The organism is Rhizobium sp. CC1099, from assembly GCF_029714385.1.
GTDB lineage: Bacteria > Pseudomonadota > Alphaproteobacteria > Rhizobiales > Rhizobiaceae > Rhizobium.
In genome coordinates this window covers 764,704-788,939 of sequence record NZ_CP121641.1, presented here as the reverse complement: position 1 = coordinate 788,939, position 24,236 = coordinate 764,704, and the positions used below count along the sequence as shown (strand labels likewise).

Genomic DNA, 24,236 nt, shown 5'->3' with positions numbered 1-24,236 from the left:
CGATCCGACCGGTCAAACGAGGGGCGGAGCTACCGATGAGCAGATACAGAGACAGACTGCCGCAGTTAAGCGGCGGCACATTCATCACCGACGGCGGCATGGAAACCACGCTGATCTTCCACGAGGGCATGGAGCTTCCGCATTTCGCTTCCTTCGTCCTTCTCGCCTCGCCGGAAGGACGGCGAAAGCTGAAGGAATACTACCGGCGCTATCTCGATATCGCGCGGCAGCACGGCACCGGCTTCGTGCTCGACACGGCGACCTGGCGCGCCAACGCCGACTGGGGCAACAAGCTTGGCTATTCGCCGCAAGCGCTGAAGGCTGCAAACGAGGATGCCGTCGAATTGCTCGCCGGGCTGAGGGGCGAATACGAGCGGCCGCAGATGCCGATCGTCATCAGCGGCGCAATCGGCCCGCGCGGCGACGGCTACAAAGCGGGCGCGATGAACGCTTCGGAAGCCGAGGACTACCACGGCGAGCAGATCGCAGCTTTCGCCGGGACGGAGGCGGACATGGTGACGGCCTTCACGCTCACCAATATCGACGAGGCGATCGGGGTTGCCCGCGCCGCCAAGGCCCATGGCATGCCGTCGGCGATCTCCTTTACCGTGGAAACGGACGGCAGGCTCGTGACCGGGCGCAGCATCCAGGATGCGATCGAAACGACGGATACGGCGACCGGCGGCGCGCCAGCCTATTACATGATCAACTGCGCGCACCCGACGCATTTCGAGGCCGCACTCGATGATGATAGCGGCTGGGTGAAGCGTATTTGCGGCATCCGCGCCAATGCCTCGATGATGAGCCATGCCGAGCTCGACGATAGCGAGACGCTGGACGCCGGCGATCCGATCGATTTCGGCAACCGCTACCGGAGGCTATTGTCCAGCATGCCGCAGCTGCGCGTGCTGGGCGGCTGCTGCGGCACCGATCACCGGCATGTCACGGCAATCTGCGAAGCCTGCCTACCGCCGCAGGCAGTGAGTGCATGAGGTGTAATGATGGTTACGATCCAACAATGGCGGCCGAGCCACCTGATCCAACAAGCAGTGCGCTATGCTTTCAGCCACAAACACAAGCATCAGCACGAAGTTTTCGAGCTGTTCGATGCTGGGCTGATACCCTTTGAGGGCCTCGACGGTCACCTGTTGCGGGACATCGGCATCGGTCCGAACGGGTATCATGCGCATGTCGCCGATCAGCCAACCGGAACCGACAAACCACGACCGGTGCATGCTCAGTGACCGATGGCGGCAGATGTGTCCGCTGCCGTGCGGCTTGCATGCGCAGCGGCGCGGCCCTACCTATGGCCTATGACCTCTGTTCTTGAAAAAGCTGCGCCTGTGTGCGCCTTTCCGTTCGACAACAGCTATGCCCGGTTGCCGCAGCACTTCTTTGCGCGGCAGGAGCCGTCGCAGGCGGCGGAGCCCTGGCTGATCAAGCTGAACGAGGAACTCGCCGCCCAACTGGGCCTCGATGTGGATTTGCTGAGGCGCGAGGGTGCCGCGATCTTTTCCGGCAATCTCCTGCCGGAAGGCGCCGAACCGCTGGCCATGGCCTATGCCGGGCACCAGTTCGGCGGCTTCGTGCCGCTGCTCGGCGACGGCCGCGCGATCCTGCTCGGCGAGGTGATCGACCGGAACGGCAAGCGGCAGGACATCCAGTTGAAGGGCGCGGGACAGACACCGTTCTCACGCCGCGGCGACGGGCGTGCAGCACTCGGGCCGGTGCTTCGCGAATATATCGTCAGCGAGGCGATGTATGCCCTCGGTATCCCGGCGACACGGGCGCTCGCCGCAGTTTCCACCGGCCAGCCCGTCTATCGCGAAGAGGTGCTGCCGGGTGCGGTCTTCACCCGCGTTGCGGGAAGCCATATCCGCGTCGGCACCTTCCAGTTCTTCGCGGCCCGCGGCGATGCCGAAGGCATCAAGGCGCTCGCCGACTATGTGATCGAACGGCACTATCCAGAGCTGAAGGCTGCCGAAAACCCATATCTTGCGCTCTACCAAGCGGTCTGCGAGCGGCAGGCGGCGCTGATCGCCCGCTGGTTGCATGTCGGCTTCATCCACGGCGTGATGAATACCGACAACATGTCGGTCTCCGGCGAGACGATCGACTTCGGGCCGTGCGCCTTTATGGATGCATATGATCCGGCAACCGTCTTCTCCTCGATCGACCATCACGGTCGCTATGCCTATGCCAACCAGCCCGGCATCGGCCAGTGGAACCTTGCGCGCCTCGGCGAGACGCTGCTGCCGCTGATCGATTCGGATCAGGACAAGGCCGTCGAGCGCGCCAACGAGGTCATTACGGACTATGGCAAGCGGTTCCAGGCACATTGGCTTTCCGGCATGCGCCGCAAGATTGGGCTCGTCTCGGAAGAGGACGGCGATCTGGACCTGATCCAGTCGCTGCTGGCGCTGATGCAGGACGGAAAGGCGGATTTCACGCTGGCCTTCCGGCGGCTTTGCGCGCTTGCCGGCGACGATGCGGCGGTGACAGCCTTTACCGCGAGCTTCCGCGAGCCGGAGGCCTGCGGCGAATGGCTGGCACGCTGGCGCGAGCGGCTGTCGCGCGATCTGCAATCACCGGCCGAACGCGCGGAGGCGATGCGCAAGGTCAACCCGGCCTTCATCCCGCGCAATCACCGCATCGAGCAGGCGATCGTTGCCGCGACCGAGGACGGCGACTTCTCGCTCTTCGAGGCGCTGCTGACGGTTCTTTCCAAGCCCTACGACGACCAGCCGATGTTTGCAGCCTACATGGAGCCGCCGAAGCCGGAAGAGCGGGTGCTAAAGACGTTTTGCGGGACGTGATATGTCTCTGCGCGGCGCCTGTTCAGATCGGCCGCGACATGAAGACTTCGGTATGCGCGATGCTGTCCGGCATCTGGCGGAACGGCGGGCAGCGCGTGAAGTCGAAAGCTTCGTAGACCGAGATCGCGTTCTCCATATAAACCGTCGTGTGAGCCACGATTGCGCGGCGATCGCCTTTTTCAACTTCAGCCAGGACCACTCGCATCAGCGCACTGCCGACGCCCTTGCCGCGGAATTCGGGATCGACGTAGAACTTGCGAATCTCCATGGTTACGTCATCGAATGGAGCAAAGGCCAGGCATCCCGCGGGCGAGCCCTCCCATCTGGCGATGAACATCATGGCGTCCGCCGAACTGTATTTCGCGGCCAGGCTGCTGCTCGTTTCGCCGTGGTAAATGGCCAGCACTTCTTCCGCAGCGACGCCATAGGCCTGCACCTCGGCCGCATCCCAGGCCGCGAGCGCATCGCAGAATCCCGCGGCAATCTCAAAATCCGCCGCACCAATCGCCCTGGAAACAGAAATCATCGCATAATCCCCCTGTATCCGATGATGCGGTTGCATACCACGGCTGCGTGTTTCTTGCGAGCGGGAAGCCGGGGTTTTGCGATTGCTTCAGCTTCACGGAGGCCAAGGAGCGGGTACTACAGGCGCTTTTCGAAAAACGTGAGTGTTCCTCACTTTTTCTCATTTCTATGCTTGTCACAAGAATCCAGCCACAGCGCGTCTGCGCCGTGACATGACCAGCTCACAAGAAGGAGTCTCAGGCGCCAGGGACATGGCGCTGCTGGATCTCTTGGATCTCTCTGACAAGCAAAGGGATGATGGAGGACGAAGGGAATCGGGGACTACGAGGAGCGTTGCATGCGAGGCGATACCGCCGTCCATCCATGCCTCCCTGCGCCAAATGTGACCATTGAACGACAGCCCCTTCGCCCTAAGTCGCTGATTCGGCGGAATTGTCCCCATCCCACCATGCCCAGCTCACCTTAGCGGGAGACCGGCTTTATGGCGATCGTCATTACTTCCATCCTTTTTCTTGTCATCGGACTGGTTCTTAGCGGCGGCGGGCTGTGGCTCGTGACGCTCGGCGGCAGCGTCTTCTATTTGTTTGCAGGGTTGATGTTCCTCATCACCGCAGCGCTGCTTTTCATGCGCAAGGCCATGGCGCTCTGGGTCTATGCGGTGCTGGTCGCCGTGGCGCTCATCTGGGCGGTGTGGGAAGCCGGGTTCGACTGGTGGCAGCTCGGGCCGCGCGGCGGCTTGATCATTCTGCTCGGGCTTTGGCTATTGACGCCGTGGATCCGAAGGCCGCTCGGGTTTTCGAGCCCGAGCGGCCTTCCCTACCCTGCCAATCCCTGGCCGCTCGCCGTGCCGGTGATCATCTCCATTCTCGTTGCCGGTTATTCGATGACGACCGATCCGCATGATCTTGCCGGCGATCTTCCCAACGAGGTCGTGGCGGCCGCGCCGCCCTTCGGCGGCAATGTGCCGGACGGCGAGTGGCATCAATATGGCCGCACGCCTTTCGGCCAGCGCTATTCGCCGCTCGACCAGATCAACAAGGACAATGTGAAGGATTTGAAGGTCGCCTGGGAGTACCAGACCGGCGACGTAAAGCGGCCTGACGATATCGGCGAGACGACCTATCAGGTGACGCCGCTCAAAGTCGCCGACACGCTCTATCTCTGCACACCGCACAACTGGGCGATCGCGCTCGACGCCAAGACCGGGAAGGAGAAATGGAAATACGACGCCAATTCCGGCATGAACCCGGACCGGCAGCACCAGACCTGCCGCGGCGTGACATACTATGCCGATCCGGCCGTCGCGGCCGGCCAGCCCTGCGCCGCACGGGTCTATCTTCCGACGTCCGATGCGCGGCTGATCACGCTCGATGCAGCCGACGGCAAAATCTGCGAAAGCTTTGCCGACAAGGGCGTGCTGCATCTGGAGACCGGCATGAAATACAACCCGGCCGGCTATTATTACTCCACCTCGCCGCCGGTCGCGGTCGCCGGCAAGCTTATCATCGGCGGGGCCGTCAACGACAACTATTCGACCCAGGAGCAATCCGGCGTCATCCGCGCCTTCGACATCAACACCGGCGCGCTTCTCTGGAACTGGGATTCCGGCAATCCGGATCAGACCGCACCCCTGCCCGAAGGCCAGACCTACGTCACCAACTCGCCGAACAGCTGGTCCGTCTTCAGTGTCGATGAAGGGCTTGGCTCCGTCTATATCCCGCTCGGCAACCAGGTGCCGGACCAGCTCGGCATGAACCGAAGCGCCAATGTCGAAAAGTTCTCCTCCTCCGTCGTGGCGCTCGACATCAATACGGGCCAGCTGAAATGGGTGCAGCAGTTCGTCCACCACGACCTCTGGGATATGGACGTGCCGGCGCAGCCCGTGCTCTTCGACATGACGAAGCCGGACGGCAGCGTCGTTCCGGCTCTCGTCGCCCCGACGAAGCAGGGCGACATCTACGTGCTCGACCGGCGCAACGGCGAGGCGATCATTCCCTTCAAGGAAATCCCGGCGCCGGGCGGCGCGATCCCCGAGGACCATACGGCGCCCACGCAGCCGATCTCCGACCTCAGCTTCTCGCCCGATCCGCTGAAGGAAAAGGACATGTGGGGGATCACGCTCATCGATCAGCTCGCCTGTCGCATCGCCTTTCACCGCTACAAATACGAGGGCCGCTATACGCCACCTTCGGTGGAGGGAACGATCGTCTATCCGGGCAATTTCGGCACCTTCAACTGGGGCAGCGTCGCGGTCGATCCGGAGCGGCAGATCATGTTCGGCATGCCGACTTATCTCGCCTTCACCTCGAGGCTCGTTCCGGCCGCCGAGATTCCCCCGCGCGGACAGGACGAAAAGGGCAGCGAGCAGGGCCTGAACCGCAATGACGGGGCGCCCTACGGCGTGTTCATGGGACCGCTCCTCGGCCCGCTCCAAATCCCCTGCCAGGCGCCGCCATGGGGCTATGTCGCGGGCGTCGATCTCCGGACCGGCAAGATCGCCTATATGCACAAGAACGGCACCGTGCATGACATGACGCCGCTGCCGCTACCCTTCAAGGTCGGCGTGCCGGGTATCGGCGGGCCGATACTCACCAAGGGCGGCCTCGCCTTCCTCGGCGCTGCCGTCGACAACTACCTGCGCGCCTACGACGCCACCAACGGCAACCAGCTCTGGCAAGCGCGTCTCCCAGCCGGCGGTCAGGCAACGCCGATGACCTATACGGCCAGCGACAACAAGCAATATGTCGTCATGGTTGCCGGCGGGCATGGGTCGGTGGGGACGAAGCCCGGCGATTACGTGATCGCTTATACGCTGCCGTAGGCGTTACCGGGGTTGGGCGCCGCTATAATGCGGCCTCCACTTCAAGCCGCAAAATTTAAACGCCGCCTCCTCAAGCACGACCTGAAATGGAAGCAAAAGCCTTGCGCATGTATTGTCGCCCATGGTCTGCCTGCAATCTTTAAGGGAGTCTTTTCATGGAGATCGGGGGAAACATTTGAAGCCTTTTCAGTCCCAATAACCTCGCCGGAGAGCAGCGCGCCAAGCGAGAGCGGCGGTTGACTGCAGCTGAGCTATACAGGGCCTTCCATTTCCAGCGCCATGTGGGCGATGCAGCCCGCCGGGAGACACGACGATTGCCGAGGAAACCGAAGCCGATCTCGCCGCCCAAGAAACACCATGCCGAGTTGGTGGACGGGTTGCACGACTATGCCAGCAAGACGCCGGACGCGATTATCCGCAAGCGCGTTTTCAAGGAACCCGGTATACGCGAGGATGACCTTGCCGCCACACAGCCTGAGGAACGCGACGCAAGCGAAAAGCAGATTGCCGAGGCGATCAAACGAGCTTCCCGGCATCACCGAGACGATACCGAGGGCACCGCTTCCGGGTCTCAGGCGGCCGACACCCAAGGCGAACAGACCGCCTAAGTTCGCAAAATGATTCAAGACGATGCGGGGGAGATTCATATCTCCGCCGCATGCTTTTGAATTTGCTGATTATCGCGCCATGCCCGCGACGATCTTCGCGACTTCGGCAAAGACGAGGTTTAACTCCTTCACCGGCGCCGTCGCCTCGGCGATATAGGCCGTCACGAGGATCGGGCCGCGGCCCTTCGGCCAGATGATGGCGATGTCTGCAGCGGTGCCATTGTCGCCAGTGCCGGTCTTGTCGCCCACCTTCCAGGCTCCCGGCAGACCGGCGCGAAGACGTGCATCGCCGGTGGTGTTCGCCAGCATCCATTCGATCAGCTTTTCGCGTGAGGGCTCGGACAGCACCGAGCCGAGCGCGAGGTTGCCGAGCGTGTCGAGCATCGCGTCCGGGGTCGTCGTGTCGCGCGGATCGCCTTTCTTGCCTTCGTTCAGCGCCGTCTCCCAGCGATCGAGGCGGGTCGCGCGGTCGCCGATCGAGCGAAGCCATTTGGTGAGCGCCTTCGGGCCTCCGACGCTTTCAAGCAACAGGTTGCCGGCGGTATTGTCGCTCAGCGTAATTGCCGCCTTGCAAAGGTCGCCGACGCTCATCCCCTCCCCGCCGACGTGTTTTTCCGTTTCCGGCGAATAGGAGACAAGCTTGTCCTGGTCATAGATCACGCGACGCTCGAGATTCTCCTCGCCCTTGTCGACGCGCGAAAGCACCATGGCCGAGGCGAGCACCTTGAAGGTGCTGCACATGGGGAAGCGTTCGGTTTCGCGATAGCCGAGCGTGACTTTTGTTTCGGTGTCGATGACGGAAACGCCCAGCCTGCCGCCGGTGCGCTTTTCAAGCTCCGCCAACCGGCGCTCAATGTCGTCATCGGTTTCGGAGGCGCGGGCGAACGAGGCAAGGGAAAGTGCGGGAAAGAGCATCGCGGTCTTCAAGATCGTGCGGCGATGGATTGAAAAGTCATTCATGAAATCACTCCGGCTGAATCAACAAGCCAAAGAGCTAGGCCGCGATTGTGGCGCCTTGTCGTCGCCTTTGCGGCATCGTCAGGCCGCCTGCAATTGCGTGACCTCGACGGTCACGTGCGAGAGCTCGTCCAGGCTTTCGAGCTTCGCCTTGTAGAAAGCAGGCTCGCGCGGCTCGGACGTCGCGACGGCGACGATCGCGGCGTGATGGCCGGGGCCGAGCTGCCAGACATGCAGGTCCGTGATGCGGTCGCTGCCGGTTTCGATCACCTTGCGGATTTCGCCTGGCAGCTCCTCGCCGTCCGCGATCGCATCGAGCAGCACGCGGCCGGAGGACTTCATCAGGCCCCAGGACCATTGCGCGATGATGAGGCCGCCGACGATGCCCATCAGCGGATCGAGCCAGAGCCAGCCGTAAAGGCTGCCGAAGGAAAGGGCCGCAATCGCGAGCACCGAGGTCAGCGCATCGGCGAGAACATGGGTGTAGGCGGCGCGCATGTTGTTGTCGATGGTCCCGCCGTGGTGGGGACGGTCGCCGTGATCGTGATGCGCATGATCGCCGTGGTGATGATGGGGACCGTGCCCGTGGTGATGGCCGCTATCCTTCAACAGCCAGGCGCTGACGAGATTGACGGCAAGGCCGATGACGGCAACGCCGATCGCCTGGGTGAAGCTGATGGGTACCGGATTGGCGATGCGCAAGACGCTCTCCCAGGCCATCAGCAGCGCGATCATGGCAAGAATGATGGCGCTTGCGAAACCCGCCAGATCGCCTAGCTTGCCGGTGCCGAAGGTAAAGCGCGGATTGCGGGCCTGCTTGCGGGCATAGAGATAGGCAACGGCTGAGATCAGAAGCGCACTGGCATGCGTCGACATGTGCCAGCCGTCGGCGACGAGCGCCATGGAGCCGAATATTGTGCCGGCGCCGATTTCCACGACCATCATCACCGCCGTCAGCGCGATCACGAACCAGACGCGGCGCTCGTTGCGCTCGTGGCCAGCACCCAGGAAGACATGGTCGTGTTCTAGCGTTTGTGTGCTCATCGCGCGCTCCTTCGATCTCTTCAGCGGATGTAGGTCCGCAGCACTTGCGAAATTTCCTCGACCGCCTCGGCGCGGGCCTTCTCGTCGGCCGCATGCAGCACGTGCTCGTGTAGCTGATCCTCCAGCACCTCGCCGGTCAGCCCGTTCAGCGCGCCGCGGATCGAGGCCAGCAGCTGCAGGATGTCACCACAGGGGCGCTCGGCCTCCAGAGCGCGCTCGACGGCTTCCAGCTGGCCCTTGAGGCGGCTGACGCGGGCGATGAGCTTTTTCTTCTGACGGGTGGTGTGCGACAAGGGCTGCTACCATTTTAGTATAGGGGTCTATAGTATATGCGGCAACCGCGAAAGGGAAGCGTATCTTTGGCTTTCCATGTGATGTTCGACGGGCGGAACGGCAAAGACCGCGTTGCTGACTGGCGCTTCCCCATCCTTCCCGCCCTCATTCCTGTCCTTGCTGCAGGAACAGGAATGAGGAGAGTATGAGATGGGCGCTGGTGGCAAAAGGCACGCATTCAGCGGATCCATACCGCCAAGGCGGCGTGCGAGGAGGTGATCCTTCGAGGCCCTGCGGCTTCGCCTTCGGGCACCTCAGGATGAGGGCCGTGCCGCGGGCGCCGGCGATCAGCCCTTATCCTGAGATGCAAGCCCGCAGGGCGCAGCCTCGAAAGACGAGGGCGGTCATGGGGTGCGGTTTTCCTTGCGTCCCCCATCCACCGGCTTGATGAGCCCGCCGCTTGGGCTGTAAAGCATCGCATAGAATGTTCTGTCCGTTCCGGAACGCTACAACGTCTTTGCACCCGCCATCTTGGTGAACACCTGCACGCGCTTCCAGCGCAGCGTGCCGGGCTTGTATTTCTTCAGCCACTCCTGGGTCTCGCTCTCGTCCAGGAAGAGGCTTGCACTGGTATCGGCCGAGGCATTCGCTTGGCCATCGCTCCGCCCCGCCATGACCTCCTGGATCGAGCGGAAATAATAGTGGTTGAAGAGCCGGTTGAACTCGGTGAAGTAGATGTCGGCCACGCGTTCGCTGCCGCGGATCAGCAGCATATTCTCGTCGTTGTCGTTGGTCGAAGCTTCTGAAAAATTCGCCGAACCGGACACGACGATCGGGTCGGCGCCGAGCGGGTCCTTCAGCAGAAATTTCGAGTGGACGTAAGCCACATGCTGGTTGAGCCCGAGCGCCCGGGCATTGGTTTCCCGCGTCCACTGGTAGACCGGATCGCGCAGGAACGATCCCCAGGCCTGATAGACGTTGTGCTTCGCATTCAGCGGCACGAATGGATCGCTGGCACGGGGATTGGGCCTGTCCTGCTTTTCCAAGAGCAGGAAGATCACGGGGCGCTGCGGCATCTCGGCTTCCGTGTTGTCGACCAGCGCCGTCTTGAATTTCTTGCCGATGCCGAACGCAAGCGTGATGCCGCCGTAATCGGTGGAGGAATCGAGCGCGTCGACATACATGTCGAGCACCTTGCTTCCTGACCGCGGACTGAAGACGCTCGATACGCCTTTCGCAATATTCTCCCAGTCCGCCGGAATCGGCGCCAGCCCCATCACGGCGTCGCGATAGGCCTTTCGCTTGGCATCGGATATGGCTCTCGTTTCTCCCTCAACTGCGCCCGGATCGTTTTCGAGCGTCTTCCAGTAAGACTCAAAGGCCGCAGCAACATCCGCATTGCGCACCCAATGGCCGACATTCGTCTGCCCGTGGATGCCGCCCGGCGACATGTTGGTCGATCCTGTCCAGACTTCTGCCGGCTTCTGCGCAGCACCTTTCAGCAGGACCATGAACTTGTTGTGCTGGATATTGTTCGGATTGTTTTCCCGCCAGCGGACAATCGCCGTCGCCGGAAGCCCGGCGTCTTTGACCATAGCCTTATTGTCCTCGCGCGGAAAGCTCGGATGGAACTTGCCCTTGCCGTCGGTGTGTTCGTTGATCTTCGCGTCGAGGATGAGCTTTACCACGACGCCGCGATCGATGGCGGCCTTCAGGCGCTCGGCGACCGGCAGATAGCGGAATTCGTAGAAGCATCCGAGGAGCGTGTCGCCGGCCTGCGCCTGATCGATGAACCTGAAAAGCGCCTCGTCGAGGTCGCGGCTCAGCCATTGCAACGCTTCAAGACGCTTCTCTGCCGGCTGCAGATCGTCAGGCTTTTCGTTGCCGAAGCGGCGTTGATAGGCCTGGCTGCTGGCAACGCCGCGGTTGAAGAAGATATCGTGCTCAAGCTCCGTAAAGAGCGGCTCAGTCCTGACCACGATCTTCACCGGCGGCGCGCTGCGGTCGATGTTCTTCGGCTTGCCTTTCAGCGGATAGAAGAAATATTCGTATCGGCGGTCCGGCTTTGCCGTGAAGTCGTCCCAGACGAAACTTTGCACCGGGTGATCGTAGGTCGTAACGACCGTTTTCTCGTCCGGCTGCGGGATGACGCTTGCGAAGACCTTCATGCCATAGACGAAATAGCGCTGGTTTTCCGTGGGGTCGTAACGCTCGACCGCGAAACCGAGCAGGCCTTTCGTATCGGCATTTTGGTAGTCGACGGCAAACGAGACGGTGTTGACGCCCGTGACCGCGAAAATGCGATATCCTTCAACTTCCTTGGAAACGAAACGCATGATGCCCCTCCGTAAAAGCGTTCGTCTGGAATTATGGGATTTTCTACATAAGGCTGCAGCGCCACACTACGCAACTTAACAGATAGTATCCACGGATGATGACGCCCCATTGACAAATCGCGCGTTCTGGAGAATCTATCGCGCATGATCAACAACGCGCACATCACCAGCACGTATTTTTGGCTGTACCTGTAAAGGGCGGCCGGACAGATCATATTGTCAACAAGCCGCCGTCAGGCGGCTTTGTTGTAATCGGCAGCGTCCTGACGGCAGAATACCAAACAAGGACGCGAAGGCCATGATTGCAATCGAAGACAGCGAAATTTCATTGATCCGCCCCCCGGTGGTGACGATCCGCACGGCAAAACCGCGGGACCTGCCGGCACTCAACGAGATGATCGCCCTGCTTGCCGCCCATCACGGCGATGCGGCGATCACCACGTCCGAGCAGTTGGAACGCGACCTTTTCGGCCCGGTTCCATGGATCACAGCGCTAGTGGCCGAAACCGGCGACGGGCTGATCGGTTACGCCATCCTGGTGCCGCTCTACAGGGCGCAGGAAGGCAAGCGTGGCATGGACCTGCACCACCTCTTCGTGCGCGACGGCCATCGCGGCCACGGCATCGGCCAGCACCTCGTCAACCGCGCCCGCGAAACCGCGAGGAATGCCGGCTGCGATTACCTTTCGGTGAGTGCGGCGACCGGAAACATCCAGGCACACCGTTTCTATCAGCATATGGACTTCACCCCTCGCCCGGTCACCGGCATGCGCTATATGCAAGCGCTGGCTTGAGCGCCTGCCGCTCCAACGGACGAGGGAGAGACAAATGATACGGCTTGCTGTGGTTCTGACGGAGGCTTTCGCGGACTGGGAGGTCGGGCAGCTGACGGCTTCCGCCCGCACCGAATTCGGCTTCGACGTGGTGACGGCGGCGCCCGGTGGCGCTGAGGTGCGGTCCATGGGCGGCCTGCGCGTCACGCCCGATACGGCGGCCGAAGCGCTGCGGGCGGAGGCGTTCGACGGTCTGGTGCTTTGCGGCGGCATGATCTGGGAGACCGAGAAGGCGCCGGATCTAAAGCCCGTCATCGCCGATTTCATGGCCCGCGGCAAACTGGTTGCGGGGATCTGCGGCGCAACGCTGGCGCTTGCCAAGGCGGGCGCGCTGAACAATGCGGCGCATACCAGCAATGCCTTGCGTTTCATCGCCGACCTGCCCGGCTATTCCGGGCATGCGCATTACAAGGACGCGCCGGCGGCGGTGCGCGACGGGATGCTGGTCACCGCCCCCGGTTCCGCCCCGACCACCTTTGCCGCCGAAATCTACCGGGCGCTCGACTTCCGCAACGAGGATCTCGACCAGTATCTTTTGATGTTTGGCGCAGAGCACCAGCCGAAGGCTGCGTGAGGCTCAGGCGGCCGGCTTTCCGGCCGCTCTCGACAGTATCACTTCCGCCCATTGGTTGAGGCTCTTGCCGGCAAGCTCCGCGGCCGTGGCCGCGCGGGCATGGATCTCGGGATCGACGCGGAACATCGTTTTGCCGGAATATGACTTATGCGGTTTCCTGCCCAGCTTGCGGCAGGTTTCGATATAGTCGTTAACGGCCGGCATGCGTCCTTGATCTGATCGCGCTTCGCCTCCTTCGCCGGATGCCACTGACCGTCTTTCTCGAAGCGGACGCGCGCGAACCGTTGCCTTCGATGACCACGCATCCGACTGCGATAGGCATGCTCTCGGCATCCCCAACGCGCGATCGTGCCAGGTACCAGGTCACGAAAGATCGCTTCCACGGTCTTGCGCTGCCGATCGTTCATACTGGCATGACGAGATGCTATCACGTTTTGCAAGCATCATCGGCTCGGCACCGCCTTCAAATACGCGGCGATCGCCTCGAGATCGCTTTTCGGCAGATGCGCGAGACTCCTCTGGACCTCGGCCATCGAGCCGCCGGCGGTGTCGAAGTCCGGGGTAAAGCCGGTTTCGAGGTAGTTGGTGATATCGGCCTCGCTCCAGGAACTGATGTCCTTGGAACCCGGGGTGATGTTCGGGATACGACCACGGCCTTCCGGATTCGGAGCGCCTGCGAGCCACATATCGGGCTCGAAGCCGCCGAGCGCGTCACGCGGCGTATGGCATTCGCCGCAATGGCCCGGGCCCTCGACGAGATACCGGCCGCGCTTCAGCTTGTCGTCGGCGTTGGCGAGCACGATACGGGGCGCGTCGTTGAAATAGAGGAGCTTCCAGCCGCCAAGTGCGAGCCGGATATCATAGGGGAACGGCAGTTGGTGCGGCGGCGCGACATTGCCGCTCTTGGGCAACGTCTTGATGTAGCCGAAAAGATCGTTGACGTCCTTGTCGCTCATGCGCGCATAGGAGCCATAGGGGAAGGACGGGTAGAGGTGCTGGCCGCCGGGGGTGATGCCGCGCTTCATGGCATTGCCGAATTCGGCCAGCGTCCAGGAGCCGATGCCCGCCTTCTCGTCCGGCGAGATATTCGGAACATGGAAAGTGCCGAAGGGGCTCTTCAGCGCAAGACCGCCGGATAGCGTGAGCTTGGCATCGCCTTCGGAACCGGGAGCGGCATGACAGCCGACGCAGCCGCCCGCCCAGAACACCGTTTCGCCGTTCGTCACATCCGGCGTGCCGAGATTGGCCCAATGGCTTTCCGGCACCGGGTTCGGCGCGGTGACGAAATAAAAGGCCGCACCGCCGAGGGCGACAATGCCGACAAGACAGAGCACAAACCGGATGAACCTGCGGACCATGCTGCTCCCCTTTTCAGCGACTGCAACGGTCTAAGATAAACCGGTCCACACCTCCGGCAAGGCAGGCGCGAACCGATGGATTCGGATGGGGACGGCGAGCGCTTAATCCGTCTTTATGCGGTAATTCTCATGACAGCCGCCGCAATTGGCACCGAGCGTTTTCAACGCGCCGCCGACACCGGCAGCGTCGGCTGGAAGCTGCGCGAGGATCTTCTCGGCGTCGCTACTCAGCTTTGCGGCGCGCGCCTTGAAGTCATCCATGTTTTCCCAGATCTTCGGGCTCGCCGCCTTGTCGCCGGTTTCCGTGCCCGGCTTGAACTGGTCGGGGAAGACCTTGGCGGTTTGAGAGATCGTCGTCAGCGCTGCCTTCACCACCTCGGCATCATAGGGCTTCTCGCCCTTGGCGATTGCCGTCATGGCGCCGGCCGAGCCGCCGACCTTCTTCATCAGCGCTTTGCGCGCTTCATGCGTGCCCTCCTGCTGCGCGAAGACCGCCGTCACCCCCATGCCGGCAACGAGCACAGCCGCCGCAACTGTTTTGAAATTCATATGTCCACTCCTCTCGATACCGAGGTCTCTCCGAGCCCGGCGCCTGATATTCGCGGCCGCATGATGGCAAATTTATACGGGGCGCGAAGTAACAAGTGGGTGATATGACAAGGAATTCAAAATGGTAATGCACCCGCAATCCTCATCCCTGTGCCTGTCGCAGGGTTCCAGCAGCACCATGTCCATGGCGCGGGAGACTCGTTTTAAGAAGGAGGGGTCATTCATGGCGTGTCCGCGCCGTGGCTGGATTTCCGTGACAGGCACAGGAATAAGATGCGCTCGGTCAAGTCTCGCTACCTATCTTCTCCTCGCACTATGCCACCGCCTTCCAGCCATGCCAGGCAGTCAGCAGCGAGACGGCGATCAGCAGTGCTCCGGCGGCGCGGCCGACGATGATGGTAGCGCCGGGATTGGAGATCAGCAGCGTTCGGCTTCGCGAGGCGGTGAGCGCCACTGCGCCGTAGATCGCGAATTGGGTCGCGAGCGTCATGGCGCCCATGATAAGGCCCTGCAGCCAGATCGGCCCGTAGACGGGTTTGAGGAACTGCGGATAGACGGCGAGCATGAAGAGGTAGGCCTTCGGATTGATGAGGCAGGTGATCGCGCCCTGCCGGAAGGCGCGCCAGCCGGAGCGCAGGCTCCCCTCGCCGACCGTATCCACCGTGATCGAGCTGCGGATCAGCGTGAAGCCGATCCAGATCATGTAGGCAGCGCCCAGGAAAAGCAGCGGGTTGAAGAGCGAAGGAAGCAGGCTCGCGAGGATGCCAACGCCGATTGCGCCATAGAGCGAATGCACCGCGCCGCCCGCCATGATGCCTGCCGTTGCCGCCATACCGCGGCTCCTGCCGCCGGTCAGGGAATTGGCGAGCACGAAGAGCATGTCCATGCCCGGCACGATGATGATGCCGAAGAGAAGGGTGAAGTAGAGCCAGAGGTTTTCCGTATAAGTCATGTCAGTTGTCTGCCTTCGAGCCGGCGGCCATTTTGGCGGACCGCCTTTGATTTCAATTCGATAGGCAGTGCTATACCAAAGCCCAACTGACAGTGTATTGTCAGGAGCCTTGGAGGAAACCGGCAAAATGCGCAAGGCGTCACGCCTTTTCGAGATCATCCAGATCCTGCGGTTGGCAAAGAAACCGGTGACGGCGCAGGCGATGGCGGACGCGCTGGAAGTGACGGTGCGCTCCATCTATCGCGATATCGCCGCACTGCAGGCGATGCACGTACCGATCGAGGGCGGGCGCGGCATCGGCTATATCATGCGCCCCGGCTTCGACCTGCCGCCGCTGATGTTTTCTATCGAGGAGTTGGAGGCGATCGTGTTGTCGCTGGCGCTTTTGGAGCGCACCGGCGACGCGGAGCTGAAGCAGGCGGCAAAGCGGGTGAACCAGAAGATCGCAGGCGCGGTGCCGGTACCGCTGCGCCAGGCGATGGAGAACAAGGCGCTCTTTGCCTGGGGCACCGTCGCGCAGCCGCCTGCGGGCTTTGATCTCGGCATGGTGCGCCGGGCGATCCGCGACGAGCAGAAGCTGGCGCTTAACTACCGCGACGAACTGGGCCGCGCCACCGAGCGCACCATCCGCCCGATCGCGCTGATCTACTATTCACACTACGCCAATATCGTCGGCTGGTGCGAACTGCGCCAGGCCATCCGCAATTTCCGCAGCGACCGCGTCGAGCATTGCGAAGCGGCCGGCGCCTTCTTCCGGGGCGAAGGCGACGGGTTGCGCGAAGAATGGATGAACGGCTGGGCGGAAAGACCGCTTGCCGTCTCATCCTAACGCTGAACACGGCAGGGCTCTGCCCGGCGATGTGTCAGGCGGCGACGGCGGCGACGAGCAGGATCAGGCTGACCAGGCCGAAGACGGCGCGCAGAAGGTGGGAGCGCTCCCAGCGGTCGCGCAGGACGGTCCAGTCCGGCGCGCTTCGGCGTCCCCATGGGACCTGAAGCCGAAAAAGCGTTTCCCGGCTCCTTCCGGCTGATTTTCCTTAAGCCAGAAATTGTTTACCGGATGCGTCACGATCCAATAGATCGCATGCATGGCGAGCAGCGCCACGAAAGCGCCGGCGGTCAGCCAATAGGTGCCGCTGAAGGGGGGCGTCAGCACGATCAGCGCCAGGATCATGATCAGGCCGAGCGGCGCGGCGACGCCGCCGAAGGTAAAGCCGGGATAATAGATGGGCTGCACGGCAAGGTACTGCTCCTTCGAAAGCCGCATCTTGCCCGGCAGCTCAAGCGCATGGGCAAGGGCCAGTGCCATCGCGACGGCGACGATGAGAACAGTCAGTATTTCAAGAGCCTGGAACATCTGTATGGCCTCCTGAAGGGTCTCATGCCTAACTTTTCAGGAGCAGCATCGGTTCCATCCGGGGGATAACGATGGCGGCTCTACAGCGCCAGCGTGCGGCTTTCCTCGCGGCCGAAACCGCGGATTTCGAGGCGGCCTTCGAAGACCTCGACGATGGCGAAGGTGTTTTCCGTTTCGGTGTCGACCATCCCCTTGAAATTGACGAAGTGGCAGCCGCCGGTCTTGCCGTAGTTGCCGACGTGGTTGTGGCCGCAGAAATAGGCAACGGCGTTGTCATGGCCGGAGATGAGATCGATGATGCGTTCCCGATCCCACATGTCGTGCTCGTTCGGCGGATAGACGGGATAGTGGTTCATCACGATTACACGCTCGCGGGCGGCTTCTGCCGCATCCAGTTGGGCCGCAAGCCATGCGAACTGCCCGTCGCTCAGTGATGCATTCCAGCGATGGGCGTTGATCGCGCCCGTTGCCGCCAACGCCGCCAGACGCTCGGCTGCGAGTTCGCGGTATGGATGCCCTTCCGGCGGCGCGGACGTGCTGACTTCGTTGCCGTTCAAAACGACGAAACGCCAGCCACGGCACGAGAAGGCGTAATAGGGCGACGGCAGACCGACGCGCGCGGAAACAGAGGCAAGATGCTCCGCCGGGACCGCGAAATCGTGATTGCCGAGCAGGAAGAGGTTTTCGTGGCGGAGCTTTTCGTAGACCGGCAGGATATCGTCGAAGCTCTCCCAAATCCCGTCGATGAGATCGCCGAGCGTCATCACGAAGCTCAGCTCCTCGCCGTTGAAAACCTCGATCGCTTCGGCGAGCTTCGCGAGGCTGTTGGCATAATAGCGGTCCATCGCGGCATTCGGCGCGATCGCTGCATATTGCGGGTCGGCAATGATGCCGAAGCGGAAAAGGAGAGTGTCCGAGGAAGGCATGGCGGTTGCTTTAGGAGCGTCGGATGACAGGGCCGTGACAGGGAGCGGAAACGAAAACACCCGGCGTTTCAAGGCGCCGGGTGCTGGATTTCAACGCAATAGACCGCTTACTTAGTGGCGGCTTCGTAGCGCTCCAGGACGTAGTCCCAGTTGATCAGGCTGTCGATGAAGGCTTCCAGGTACTTCGGGCGGGCGTTGCGGTAGTCGATGTAGTAGGAATGCTCCCAGACATCGACGCCGAGGATCGGGGTGGCGCCGTGCACGAGCGGGTTTTCACCGTTCGGGGTCTTGGAGATTTCGAGCTTGCCGTTCTTGACGGAAACCCAGGCCCAGCCCGAGCCGAACTGCGTGGCGCCGGCATTGGCGAAATCGGCCTTGAACTTGTCATAGCCGCCTAGGTCGGAGCTGAACGCCGCTTCCAGCTTGCCCGGCAGCTTGTTGCCGCCGCCGCCCTTCTTCATCCACTTCCAGAAATGGACGTGGTTGTAGTGCTGGGCCGCGTTGTTGAAGAGGCCGGCATTGGTGCCGAAGGACTTCTTCACGACCTCTTCGAGCGAGAGATCGGCCAGGCCCGCTTCAGCCGCCAGCTTGTTGCCGTTGTCGACGTAAGCCTTGTGGTGCTTGTCGTGGTGGAACTCCAGCGTCTCCTTCGACATGAAAGGTGCGAGAGCTTCGTAGTCGTACGGGAGTGCGGGCAATTCGAAAGCCATTGTAGATCTCCTCTTGGCAAAAGATTGCGGGATCGGCAGGTGAGGCGGAACATAGGAGCGGAAACGTAGGGAGGCAACGGTGGAAACATCAAAAATCGACCGCCTGCGAGGAAAATTTGCCTCGCCTGCAGGCCTGGCTTCGGTGACAAAAATCGCCCATCATCGGCATATAACCGCGCTTGCGGCAGACACCACGCCCAAGGAAACCAAGATGCAGAGGAATAATATCCGCCTTTACGCAACGATCCTCCTTTTTATGACGGCAGGTAGTGCACTTGCCTCCTCCGACGAGGCATGGAAGGAATTTGCCGCGGATGTGGAGGCCAAGTGCAGGCAAGCGGCGGCCGGATCCATCGCGGATGCAAGGGCCGTCGTCGATCCGATCGGCAGCGCGCATTATGGGCTGGCGCTGGTCACCGGCAGGCCGAAAGGCGCCAACGGCTTCGTCACCCATATCTGTGTCTACGACAAGCAATCGAAAGGCGCGGAAATCGGCAGCGAACTGGACACGCAGACGCTCAACCTGCTGCCGGAAGAGTAAGGTGCGGCGCCTGCCCGGGCATACCTCCTGCGGCGTAAGCGATCCGCTGCTTTTGCGGGCCTTGTTTTCGCCGGGATTTTAATGGTTTCTTAAGAGAATACCACCGGGAGGAAAGCCATGGCGCTCGGCGCATCCCATCGCCTGCAGGACGGCATCGACGCCGTCGAAACAATGACGCGTTTCGCGCTCGCCGTTCTGGCGCTCGCGTCGGGCGTCTACACCTATCTCGGCGTGCGCAGCATCCTCGACGGTTCGGCAACGGCCGTGTTCTTCGCCGCCCTCATCTATTCCAGCGCGGTTTCGGTGGCGATCTATGCCTTCTGGACCTATATGGCGCGCTTCTATCCGCATGTGACGGGTGCGGCAGGACGCGGCGCGATGCTCGGCGTCATGGCGCTCGGCTGCGCGATGATCATCGCCATGTCGAGCTGGCTGAATGCGGCTGCCCTTGCAGGATCGGCCGCACTCGAACAGCATCTTGCCGAGACGCTGGAGGATTACACCGCCGACCTCGACAAGGCGCATCAGAACGCGCTTGCGGCCCAGAGCCTGCTGCCGGACATCCAGCGCACGCAGGAGCGCTTCGAGCGGCTGGCCGACCAGGAGCGGGAAACCGGCGCGCTGACGGGCACGACCGGCGCAGGCAGCGTCGTGCAGCTTCTCTCGCAGATGGCCTCGCAGCTGACGGAGCTCGAAAACGGCATCAATGCCTCTCGCGAACGGGTCACCTCGCTCTTCGACGAGGGCCGCAAGCACCTGGAAACGATGCGTACACTGGTTTCGGCCCCCGGCGCGATCGATCCGCGCGCCGACCAATTCGCCGCCGAAGCCGTCGGGCTTTCCGGCGTCATCACCTCGCTGGAGCAGACATCCATCGCCCCTTCGGTGAAGCGTGCGGCCGAAGACCTTTCGCTCGGCTTCATCGCCCCCGTCGCCGACGGCCGCGAGGTCGATCTCGCCAACCGGCAGGATCAGGTCATGGAGACGATCCGCTCCTCGGTTGCGGCGCAATCCAAGGTGCTGTCGCAGGCAGCCGACCAGATCCTTTCGCGCGAACCGGTCGCCGAGCGGCGGTTCGTGCCCCTCTCCTCTGCCGAAGCGGTGTTGCGCTATGCTTCCGACTTCATCCCGAGCTGGGCCGGCGCAATCTCGATCGATATCCTGCCGGCGGTGCTGGTCTTCATGCTGTCGATCGTCCACTCGACGCTGCGGCGCCAGGAACAGCGCCTGCCGTTTGCCGAGCGGATCACCGCGGCGGAGCTTCTGCAGGCGCTGGAGGTGCAGCGGGCCGTCCAGCAGCGCGGCGTCGATCTCGAAGCCGCGCTCACTCAGGCAGAGAAAACGGAAACGCCGGACCAATCGAACATTGCGAGCTTCGATCTCTCCGGCAAGGGACCGAGGAAGGGGCCGCCTGTATGAGGCTGGAAACGGCAGGGCAGCGGCTGAAGGATTACGTGCTTTCCACAGAGGACGGCACGCTGATACGGCACGCCTTCCACGCCCTGCTTGCCGCTACGATCGTGCTTGCGGTTATCGACTGGCGCGAGATCAGCGCCGCCAACGCCGAGCTGCCGGGCTTCGATCCGGCACAGCCGGAGACCATGCCGGTGCTGCCGCCGGCGCTGACGGAGGGTGGACCGCAGGCGCCACCTTCCGAGATCACGACCAGCATCGAGCTGCTCAAGCAGCCGATCCGTTTCGAGCTACAGCCGGGCGGTGTGCTTCTGGCGCAGGGGGCAATCGAGCTCGGCGCTGCCGCCCGCTTCGAACAGGAGATTGCGGCGCGCGGCGAATATGTGAAGACCGTTTCTTTGGATTCGCCGGGCGGCGCCGTCGGCGATGCGCTGGCGATGTCGAAGCTCATTCGCGAACGGAAGATCGGTACCAGGGTGGCAAGCGGCGCGCTCTGCGCCTCGTCCTGCCCGATCATCATGGCCGGCGGCGTGACCCGCGAGGCCGAGGACGGCGCCGTCATCGGCGTGCATCAGGTCTTCAACGGCTCGAAGGAGAAGCTTTCGCCGGAGCGCGCCATGTCGGAGGCGCAGCGCACGACCGCCGGCGTCACCCGCCATCTCGGCGACATGGGCATCAAGCCCGGCCTCTGGCTGCATGCGATGGAGACGCCACCCGACCGGCTCTACTATCTGACGCCGGAGGAAATCAAGAAATTCGCGCTAGCGACGACGCCGGAGAAGGTGGCAACCCGGAAAGCAAAATAAAGCCGGGGCGACATTTCGTCCCGGCTTCGTCAATCTCAGCGTCTACCGATCGCTGCGCCGCTCAAAAGCTGCTGCGCTCGTAGCGGTCATAACGGTCGTAGCGGCCCCAGTCGCGGTCGCGTCGATGGCGCGGGCGCTCCCAGCCCCAGCCCCAACGTGGCGACGGGCGATGCCAGTAGCGCGGCGGCGGCGGACGGTGGAAGCGCGGGCGGCATTCGCCCCAGCGGTTCAGGCGCCATCCGGGCCCGCAGGCATAATCGACTTTCGTGATCGCAGACGGGGCGGCGGTATCGGCACGCGCCGGCGCCATCGGCATCGCTTCGGCGGAAACTGCCGAAAGGCCTCCGATAACGAGCGCTGCTGCCAGCGAGATAATCTTCATTGCGAGTCTCCATAAATCCAGCCGAAGCGAGATTTAGCCGTGCGGTCCTGAACCGATAATGAACTGCCCGTTCATCAACGCTCAGGCGCGGGCAGAACGCGCGAGGTCTTCGCCGGATGGATTTCCGGCCATTTCGAATTGTTCGGCGCCGGCTGACTGCCGATCGCCGATATCGATACGACGATCGCGGTTACGGCCGAGAAAAGCACGAGTGCATGGGTCATAGCTTCCGATCCTCAATGGTTGGTTCCCAGCCACCGGGGCGCAAACTGATGCGGGAGGATGAACGAAAGCCTAAGCGATATGGTTAAGCGCAAAATATTGTAGCAAAATGCCACAAGTCGAATCCATGCGCCAAGGCAACTCATCTCGCGGCGTGAAAGAGAGCCTCTTCCTTCTATTTTCTGCAACTATTGCAGCTTTGGTCTGGTGAAACCCTCGGGGATGAACCCGCAATCAGCGCGACGGGTCATCACGTCGTCAGTTACCCGCCGCCAATGCTGCCCGCCCTCGTGCCAAGTGCTTTTGCGACTGCGGCAGAGGCCTCAAGCGATGCCGCAGCAGCGTCGGCGCATCCTGAGGGCCGGCGAGCTTCTTTTGGCTTTGAGAATGAAGCAGTCGCGCTTGTAAAGAGCGATGCGCTTACTGAAGACCGAGCCCTCTTGGCCGGTTTCGCGCATGACCCTTTCGAAGACGTAGCCGTTGCCTTCGGTGGCCGTGGAGGCGGGATCGCCCTGCGGCAGGCCCAGGCCGCAAAGATCCGTCAGGAAGAGCGGTCTTTACTGGCCGCCTTCCTGGCCCTGCCAGCGCTAGTTGAACGCTTCGAACGCTTCAGCCACATACGATTCTTCCGTTGCTCCAAAGGCGTTATCGCGCGAAACTTGGCGCCTGAAGCAAGCAATTGCCGGACATTGCGAAAGGAACTTTTCTCGCCTTTTGCGTGTTCCCTTGCGAAGCCGCCAGTTCGGGGAGTTCAATGACGCTTGATTTCTTCTTTTTCGTGCTGGTCGGTTTCTGCGCGCAAATCGTCGATGGCGCGCTCGGCATGGCGTTCGGGGTGCTTTCGACGACGAGCCTGCTGGCGCTTGGCGTGCCGGTCGCCAATGCCAGCGCGATGACACATGTGGCGGAGATCTTCACGACCGCAGCATCAGGCGCATCGCATGTCTATCACCGCAATGTCGACTGGAAACTCGTGGCGCGTCTTGCGCCGGCAGGGATGATCGGCGGGGCGGTCGGAGCCTATATCCTCGCCAATGTCGAAGGCAAGGCGATCGAGCCCTTCGTTTCGGCCTATCTGATCGCCATCGGCCTCGTCATCCTCTTCAAGGCATTCCAGCCGCACTGGCCGCGCGACGTCAAGGACTGGATCGTGCCGCCGGCCGGGCTATGCGGCGGCGTGCTCGATGCGATCGGCGGCGGCGGTTGGGGGCCGATCGTCACCAGCACGCTGGTCAGTCGCGGGCACGATCCGAAGAAGGTAATCGGCTCTACCAGCCTTACGGAATTCGCGGTGACGCTCACCATCTCGCTTACCTTCGTTCTGACGCTCGGCTGGTCGGAACTGCGTTCGGCTGTCGGCCTCATCGTTGGCGGCGTGATCGCCGCGCCGCTCGGCGCGATGCTCGTCAAGCGCCTGCCGGTGAGGCCCTTGATGATCGCCGTCTCGCTCGTCATCATCTCGACGTCGGCGATCCGGTTTTTCTAGGGACGAATGGCGCATGATCAACTACACGACGGTCGGCACTTCCGATTTTAGCGCGAGCCCTAAGATTCTATGGGTCGCTGTTGCCGAAATAAACCTCGATCAATGCTAGAAAACCTCCGAACTTTGCGTTCAGTTGGCGCCTGGCTCGGGCTGACAACGCGGCGCTACCAGTCAGGCGATGTTGATTATCACGGCCATATCTTGCCACCGCAGATACAACCTGCTTCCGGGCACCGGAGAGCTCTGAAGAAAACATTGCCGCTGAGGGCCGATCCAACCCATCAGTTTAGGCCGCGTTGCCTGTTGTGCAACACGAGGCTGCCGACTGCCCAGCCCACCTTGACCAAGGCAAATGCGGTCAGACAACCTCACGCCCGAAATAGACCTCCACCGACGCAAGCTTGCCGTCCTTGAAGCGCAGCGCCTCCATGTTACGGAAGGCGGTGCCGTCAGCTTTTTCGGCGCGGTAGCGGACGACGGCCTCGTCGCCGTCGATCGCCAGGAATTCGATCTCCATGCCGCGAAAGAACGGCGGTTCCGGCCAGCAGCGGTCGAAATAGGTGTTGCGGTCGATATGATCGTCACGCGGGCTCGAGAAGGTGAAATCCTCGCTCAGCATGCCGCCGACGATACCCTTACGGCCTTCGACATAGGCTTTGTAAAGGCCCCGCACGGTGTCTTCGCGGGACGTTGCGGTCATTGCCGCTCTCCTTTGAAATCCGATTGCAAATTGCAATCAGTTTATAAC

At 62.1% G+C, this 24,236-nt stretch carries 26 protein-coding genes and 1 pseudogene; 12 read left to right on the top strand and 15 right to left on the bottom strand.

The genetic code is table 11. From position 1 onward, the window contains the following. Nucleotides 1-35 precede the first annotated feature (35 nt). The 3 genes from QA644_RS03905 to QA644_RS03895 all read left to right on the top strand — a co-directional run bounded on the left by QA644_RS03905 (nt 36) and on the right by QA644_RS03895 (nt 2,816). Complete coding sequence (locus tag QA644_RS03905; RefSeq protein WP_239594948.1) at nt 36-992, top strand: homocysteine S-methyltransferase family protein; 957 nt, start codon at nt 36-38, stop codon at nt 990-992. A gap of 9 nt (nt 993-1,001) precedes the next feature. Further along, nucleotides 1,002-1,244 (top strand): hypothetical protein, encoded by a 243-nt coding sequence (locus QA644_RS03900; protein WP_283071170.1) that lies wholly within the window; start codon nt 1,002-1,004, stop codon nt 1,242-1,244. A 69-nt stretch (nt 1,245-1,313) separates the two neighbouring features. Continuing rightward, nucleotides 1,314-2,816 carry a protein adenylyltransferase SelO gene (locus tag QA644_RS03895; RefSeq protein WP_283071169.1) on the top strand — a complete coding sequence of 501 codons (1,503 nt, stop codon included), beginning with the start codon at nt 1,314-1,316 and terminating at the stop codon, nt 2,814-2,816. 22 nt (nt 2,817-2,838) lie between these two features. On the opposite strand, the gene QA644_RS03890 is transcribed toward QA644_RS03895, so the two are convergent. Then, nucleotides 2,839-3,342 (bottom strand): GNAT family N-acetyltransferase, encoded by a 504-nt coding sequence (locus QA644_RS03890; protein WP_283071168.1) that lies wholly within the window; start codon nt 3,340-3,342, stop codon nt 2,839-2,841. Nucleotides 3,343-3,822: 480 nt separating this feature from the next. On the opposite strand from QA644_RS03890, the gene QA644_RS03885 reads away from it, so the two are divergent. Together QA644_RS03885 and QA644_RS03880 are read left to right on the top strand one after the other, a co-directional pair. Then, nucleotides 3,823-6,162 carry a glucose/quinate/shikimate family membrane-bound PQQ-dependent dehydrogenase gene (locus tag QA644_RS03885; RefSeq protein WP_283071166.1) on the top strand — a complete coding sequence of 780 codons (2,340 nt, stop codon included), beginning with the start codon at nt 3,823-3,825 and terminating at the stop codon, nt 6,160-6,162. Nucleotides 6,163-6,476: 314 nt separating this feature from the next. Next, complete coding sequence (locus QA644_RS03880) at nt 6,477-6,770, top strand: hypothetical protein (protein WP_283071164.1); 294 nt, start codon at nt 6,477-6,479, stop codon at nt 6,768-6,770. Nucleotides 6,771-6,839: 69 nt separating this feature from the next. Here QA644_RS03880 and bla read toward each other — a convergent pair whose 3' ends face one another. The 4 genes from bla to QA644_RS03860 form a co-directional block, all read right to left on the bottom strand. After that, nucleotides 6,840-7,730, bottom strand: coding sequence for a class A beta-lactamase (gene bla / locus QA644_RS03875; protein WP_283071162.1), 891 nt, complete (start codon nt 7,728-7,730; stop codon nt 6,840-6,842). Between the two features lie 78 nt (nt 7,731-7,808). Further along, nucleotides 7,809-8,771 carry a CDF family Co(II)/Ni(II) efflux transporter DmeF gene (gene dmeF, locus QA644_RS03870; RefSeq protein WP_239594963.1) on the bottom strand — a complete coding sequence of 321 codons (963 nt, stop codon included), beginning with the start codon at nt 8,769-8,771 and terminating at the stop codon, nt 7,809-7,811. A 20-nt stretch (nt 8,772-8,791) separates the two neighbouring features. After that, complete coding sequence (gene dmeR / locus QA644_RS03865; RefSeq protein WP_074067034.1) at nt 8,792-9,064, bottom strand: Ni(II)/Co(II)-sensing transcriptional repressor DmeR; 273 nt, start codon at nt 9,062-9,064, stop codon at nt 8,792-8,794. A 486-nt stretch (nt 9,065-9,550) separates the two neighbouring features. After that, a complete protein-coding gene (locus tag QA644_RS03860) occupies nt 9,551-11,380 on the bottom strand; it encodes a phospholipase D-like domain-containing protein (protein WP_283071160.1) in 1,830 nt (609 codons plus the stop codon). A 298-nt stretch (nt 11,381-11,678) separates the two neighbouring features. Here QA644_RS03860 and QA644_RS03855 point away from each other — a divergent pair, with 298 nt between their 5' ends. Then, the gene (locus QA644_RS03855) at nt 11,679-12,173 is read left to right on the top strand and encodes a GNAT family N-acetyltransferase (RefSeq protein ID WP_074067031.1); all 495 of its coding nucleotides are present in this window, start codon (nt 11,679-11,681) and stop codon (nt 12,171-12,173) included. A 34-nt stretch (nt 12,174-12,207) separates the two neighbouring features. Beyond that, entirely contained in the window at nt 12,208-12,786 is a 579-nt protein-coding gene (locus tag QA644_RS03850; RefSeq protein ID WP_283071158.1) for a type 1 glutamine amidotransferase family protein, read from the top strand. 3 nt (nt 12,787-12,789) lie between these two features. On the opposite strand, the pseudogene QA644_RS03845 reads toward QA644_RS03850, so the two are convergent. The 4 genes and pseudogenes from QA644_RS03845 to QA644_RS03830 form a co-directional block, all read right to left on the bottom strand. Next, nucleotides 12,790-12,984 (bottom strand): annotated as a pseudogene (locus tag QA644_RS03845) (toxin-antitoxin system HicB family antitoxin); the annotation flags it as partial. A gap of 245 nt (nt 12,985-13,229) precedes the next feature. Then, a complete protein-coding gene (locus QA644_RS03840; protein WP_283071155.1) occupies nt 13,230-14,144 on the bottom strand; it encodes a cytochrome c in 915 nt (304 codons plus the stop codon). A gap of 102 nt (nt 14,145-14,246) precedes the next feature. Beyond that, on the bottom strand, nt 14,247-14,693 hold the full coding sequence (locus QA644_RS03835; RefSeq protein ID WP_239594973.1) for a cytochrome c: 447 nt from the start codon (nt 14,691-14,693) through the stop codon (nt 14,247-14,249). A gap of 313 nt (nt 14,694-15,006) precedes the next feature. Then, entirely contained in the window at nt 15,007-15,645 is a 639-nt protein-coding gene (locus QA644_RS03830) for a LysE family translocator (protein ID WP_194729227.1), read from the bottom strand. 127 nt (nt 15,646-15,772) lie between these two features. On the opposite strand from QA644_RS03830, the gene QA644_RS03825 reads away from it, so the two are divergent. After that, nucleotides 15,773-16,474 carry a YafY family protein gene (locus QA644_RS03825; protein WP_074067025.1) on the top strand — a complete coding sequence of 234 codons (702 nt, stop codon included), beginning with the start codon at nt 15,773-15,775 and terminating at the stop codon, nt 16,472-16,474. A gap of 63 nt (nt 16,475-16,537) precedes the next feature. Here QA644_RS03825 and QA644_RS03820 read toward each other — a convergent pair whose 3' ends face one another. The 3 genes from QA644_RS03820 to QA644_RS03810 all read right to left on the bottom strand — a co-directional run bounded on the left by QA644_RS03820 (nt 16,538) and on the right by QA644_RS03810 (nt 18,638). Continuing rightward, on the bottom strand, nt 16,538-17,002 hold the full coding sequence (locus QA644_RS03820; RefSeq protein WP_283071153.1) for a DUF1772 domain-containing protein: 465 nt from the start codon (nt 17,000-17,002) through the stop codon (nt 16,538-16,540). An 80-nt stretch (nt 17,003-17,082) separates the two neighbouring features. Continuing rightward, a complete protein-coding gene (locus QA644_RS03815) occupies nt 17,083-17,928 on the bottom strand; it encodes a metallophosphoesterase (RefSeq protein ID WP_283071151.1) in 846 nt (281 codons plus the stop codon). Nucleotides 17,929-18,035: 107 nt separating this feature from the next. Continuing rightward, on the bottom strand, nt 18,036-18,638 hold the full coding sequence (locus QA644_RS03810) for a superoxide dismutase (protein ID WP_074067023.1): 603 nt from the start codon (nt 18,636-18,638) through the stop codon (nt 18,036-18,038). A gap of 211 nt (nt 18,639-18,849) precedes the next feature. On the opposite strand from QA644_RS03810, the gene QA644_RS03805 reads away from it, so the two are divergent. The 3 genes from QA644_RS03805 (at nt 18,850) to QA644_RS03795 (ending at nt 21,398) form a co-directional block, all read left to right on the top strand. After that, nucleotides 18,850-19,179 carry a hypothetical protein gene (locus QA644_RS03805; RefSeq protein WP_194729224.1) on the top strand — a complete coding sequence of 110 codons (330 nt, stop codon included), beginning with the start codon at nt 18,850-18,852 and terminating at the stop codon, nt 19,177-19,179. Nucleotides 19,180-19,296: 117 nt separating this feature from the next. Further along, nucleotides 19,297-20,598 carry a hypothetical protein gene (locus QA644_RS03800; protein WP_074067022.1) on the top strand — a complete coding sequence of 434 codons (1,302 nt, stop codon included), beginning with the start codon at nt 19,297-19,299 and terminating at the stop codon, nt 20,596-20,598. After that, the gene (locus QA644_RS03795; protein WP_283071148.1) at nt 20,595-21,398 is read left to right on the top strand and encodes a hypothetical protein; all 804 of its coding nucleotides are present in this window, start codon (nt 20,595-20,597) and stop codon (nt 21,396-21,398) included. The genes QA644_RS03800 and QA644_RS03795 overlap by 4 nt, the downstream gene beginning before the upstream one ends. 61 nt (nt 21,399-21,459) lie before the next feature. On the opposite strand, the gene QA644_RS03790 is transcribed toward QA644_RS03795, so the two are convergent. Next, nucleotides 21,460-21,780: a DUF2613 domain-containing protein gene (locus tag QA644_RS03790; protein ID WP_039844293.1), complete on the bottom strand. Its 321-nt coding sequence runs from the start codon at nt 21,778-21,780 to the stop codon at nt 21,460-21,462. A 74-nt stretch (nt 21,781-21,854) separates the two neighbouring features. Continuing rightward, entirely contained in the window at nt 21,855-22,004 is a 150-nt protein-coding gene (locus QA644_RS03785) for a hypothetical protein (RefSeq protein ID WP_022714476.1), read from the bottom strand. Nucleotides 22,005-22,756: 752 nt separating this feature from the next. Here QA644_RS03785 and QA644_RS03780 point away from each other — a divergent pair. Continuing rightward, nucleotides 22,757-23,488, top strand: coding sequence for a sulfite exporter TauE/SafE family protein (locus QA644_RS03780; RefSeq protein WP_039844291.1), 732 nt, complete (start codon nt 22,757-22,759; stop codon nt 23,486-23,488). 358 nt (nt 23,489-23,846) lie between these two features. Here the strand turns inward: QA644_RS03780 and QA644_RS03775 are convergent, their stop codons facing one another. Next, nucleotides 23,847-24,188: a nuclear transport factor 2 family protein gene (locus tag QA644_RS03775; protein ID WP_239594984.1), complete on the bottom strand. Its 342-nt coding sequence runs from the start codon at nt 24,186-24,188 to the stop codon at nt 23,847-23,849. Nucleotides 24,189-24,236: the final 48 nt, after the last annotated feature.

Bases quoted from the DNA above. Each gene is read 5' to 3' on its own strand.
- QA644_RS03905 (WP_239594948.1), top strand. From the start codon at position 36: ATGAGCAGATACAGAGACAGACTGCCGCAGTTAAGCGGCGGCACATTC.
- QA644_RS03900 (WP_283071170.1), top strand. From the start codon at position 1,002: ATGGTTACGATCCAACAATGGCGGCCGAGCCACCTGATCCAACAAGCA.
- QA644_RS03895 (WP_283071169.1), top strand. From the start codon at position 1,314: ATGACCTCTGTTCTTGAAAAAGCTGCGCCTGTGTGCGCCTTTCCGTTC.
- QA644_RS03890 (WP_283071168.1), bottom strand. From the start codon at position 3,342: ATGATTTCTGTTTCCAGGGCGATTGGTGCGGCGGATTTTGAGATTGCC.
- QA644_RS03885 (WP_283071166.1), top strand. From the start codon at position 3,823: ATGGCGATCGTCATTACTTCCATCCTTTTTCTTGTCATCGGACTGGTT.
- bla (WP_283071162.1), bottom strand. From the start codon at position 7,730: ATGAATGACTTTTCAATCCATCGCCGCACGATCTTGAAGACCGCGATG.
- dmeF (WP_239594963.1), bottom strand. From the start codon at position 8,771: ATGAGCACACAAACGCTAGAACACGACCATGTCTTCCTGGGTGCTGGC.
- QA644_RS03860 (WP_283071160.1), bottom strand. From the start codon at position 11,380: ATGCGTTTCGTTTCCAAGGAAGTTGAAGGATATCGCATTTTCGCGGTC.
- QA644_RS03855 (WP_074067031.1), top strand. From the start codon at position 11,679: ATGATTGCAATCGAAGACAGCGAAATTTCATTGATCCGCCCCCCGGTG.
- QA644_RS03850 (WP_283071158.1), top strand. From the start codon at position 12,208: ATGATACGGCTTGCTGTGGTTCTGACGGAGGCTTTCGCGGACTGGGAG.
- QA644_RS03840 (WP_283071155.1), bottom strand. From the start codon at position 14,144: ATGGTCCGCAGGTTCATCCGGTTTGTGCTCTGTCTTGTCGGCATTGTC.
- QA644_RS03835 (WP_239594973.1), bottom strand. From the start codon at position 14,693: ATGAATTTCAAAACAGTTGCGGCGGCTGTGCTCGTTGCCGGCATGGGG.
- QA644_RS03830 (WP_194729227.1), bottom strand. From the start codon at position 15,645: ATGACTTATACGGAAAACCTCTGGCTCTACTTCACCCTTCTCTTCGGC.
- QA644_RS03825 (WP_074067025.1), top strand. From the start codon at position 15,773: ATGCGCAAGGCGTCACGCCTTTTCGAGATCATCCAGATCCTGCGGTTG.
- QA644_RS03820 (WP_283071153.1), bottom strand. From the start codon at position 17,002: ATGTTCCAGGCTCTTGAAATACTGACTGTTCTCATCGTCGCCGTCGCG.
- QA644_RS03815 (WP_283071151.1), bottom strand. From the start codon at position 17,928: ATGCCTTCCTCGGACACTCTCCTTTTCCGCTTCGGCATCATTGCCGAC.
- QA644_RS03810 (WP_074067023.1), bottom strand. From the start codon at position 18,638: ATGGCTTTCGAATTGCCCGCACTCCCGTACGACTACGAAGCTCTCGCA.
- QA644_RS03805 (WP_194729224.1), top strand. From the start codon at position 18,850: ATGCAGAGGAATAATATCCGCCTTTACGCAACGATCCTCCTTTTTATG.
- QA644_RS03800 (WP_074067022.1), top strand. From the start codon at position 19,297: ATGGCGCTCGGCGCATCCCATCGCCTGCAGGACGGCATCGACGCCGTC.
- QA644_RS03795 (WP_283071148.1), top strand. From the start codon at position 20,595: ATGAGGCTGGAAACGGCAGGGCAGCGGCTGAAGGATTACGTGCTTTCC.
- QA644_RS03790 (WP_039844293.1), bottom strand. From the start codon at position 21,780: ATGAAGATTATCTCGCTGGCAGCAGCGCTCGTTATCGGAGGCCTTTCG.
- QA644_RS03785 (WP_022714476.1), bottom strand. From the start codon at position 22,004: ATGACCCATGCACTCGTGCTTTTCTCGGCCGTAACCGCGATCGTCGTA.
- QA644_RS03780 (WP_039844291.1), top strand. From the start codon at position 22,757: ATGACGCTTGATTTCTTCTTTTTCGTGCTGGTCGGTTTCTGCGCGCAA.
- QA644_RS03775 (WP_239594984.1), bottom strand. From the start codon at position 24,188: ATGACCGCAACGTCCCGCGAAGACACCGTGCGGGGCCTTTACAAAGCC.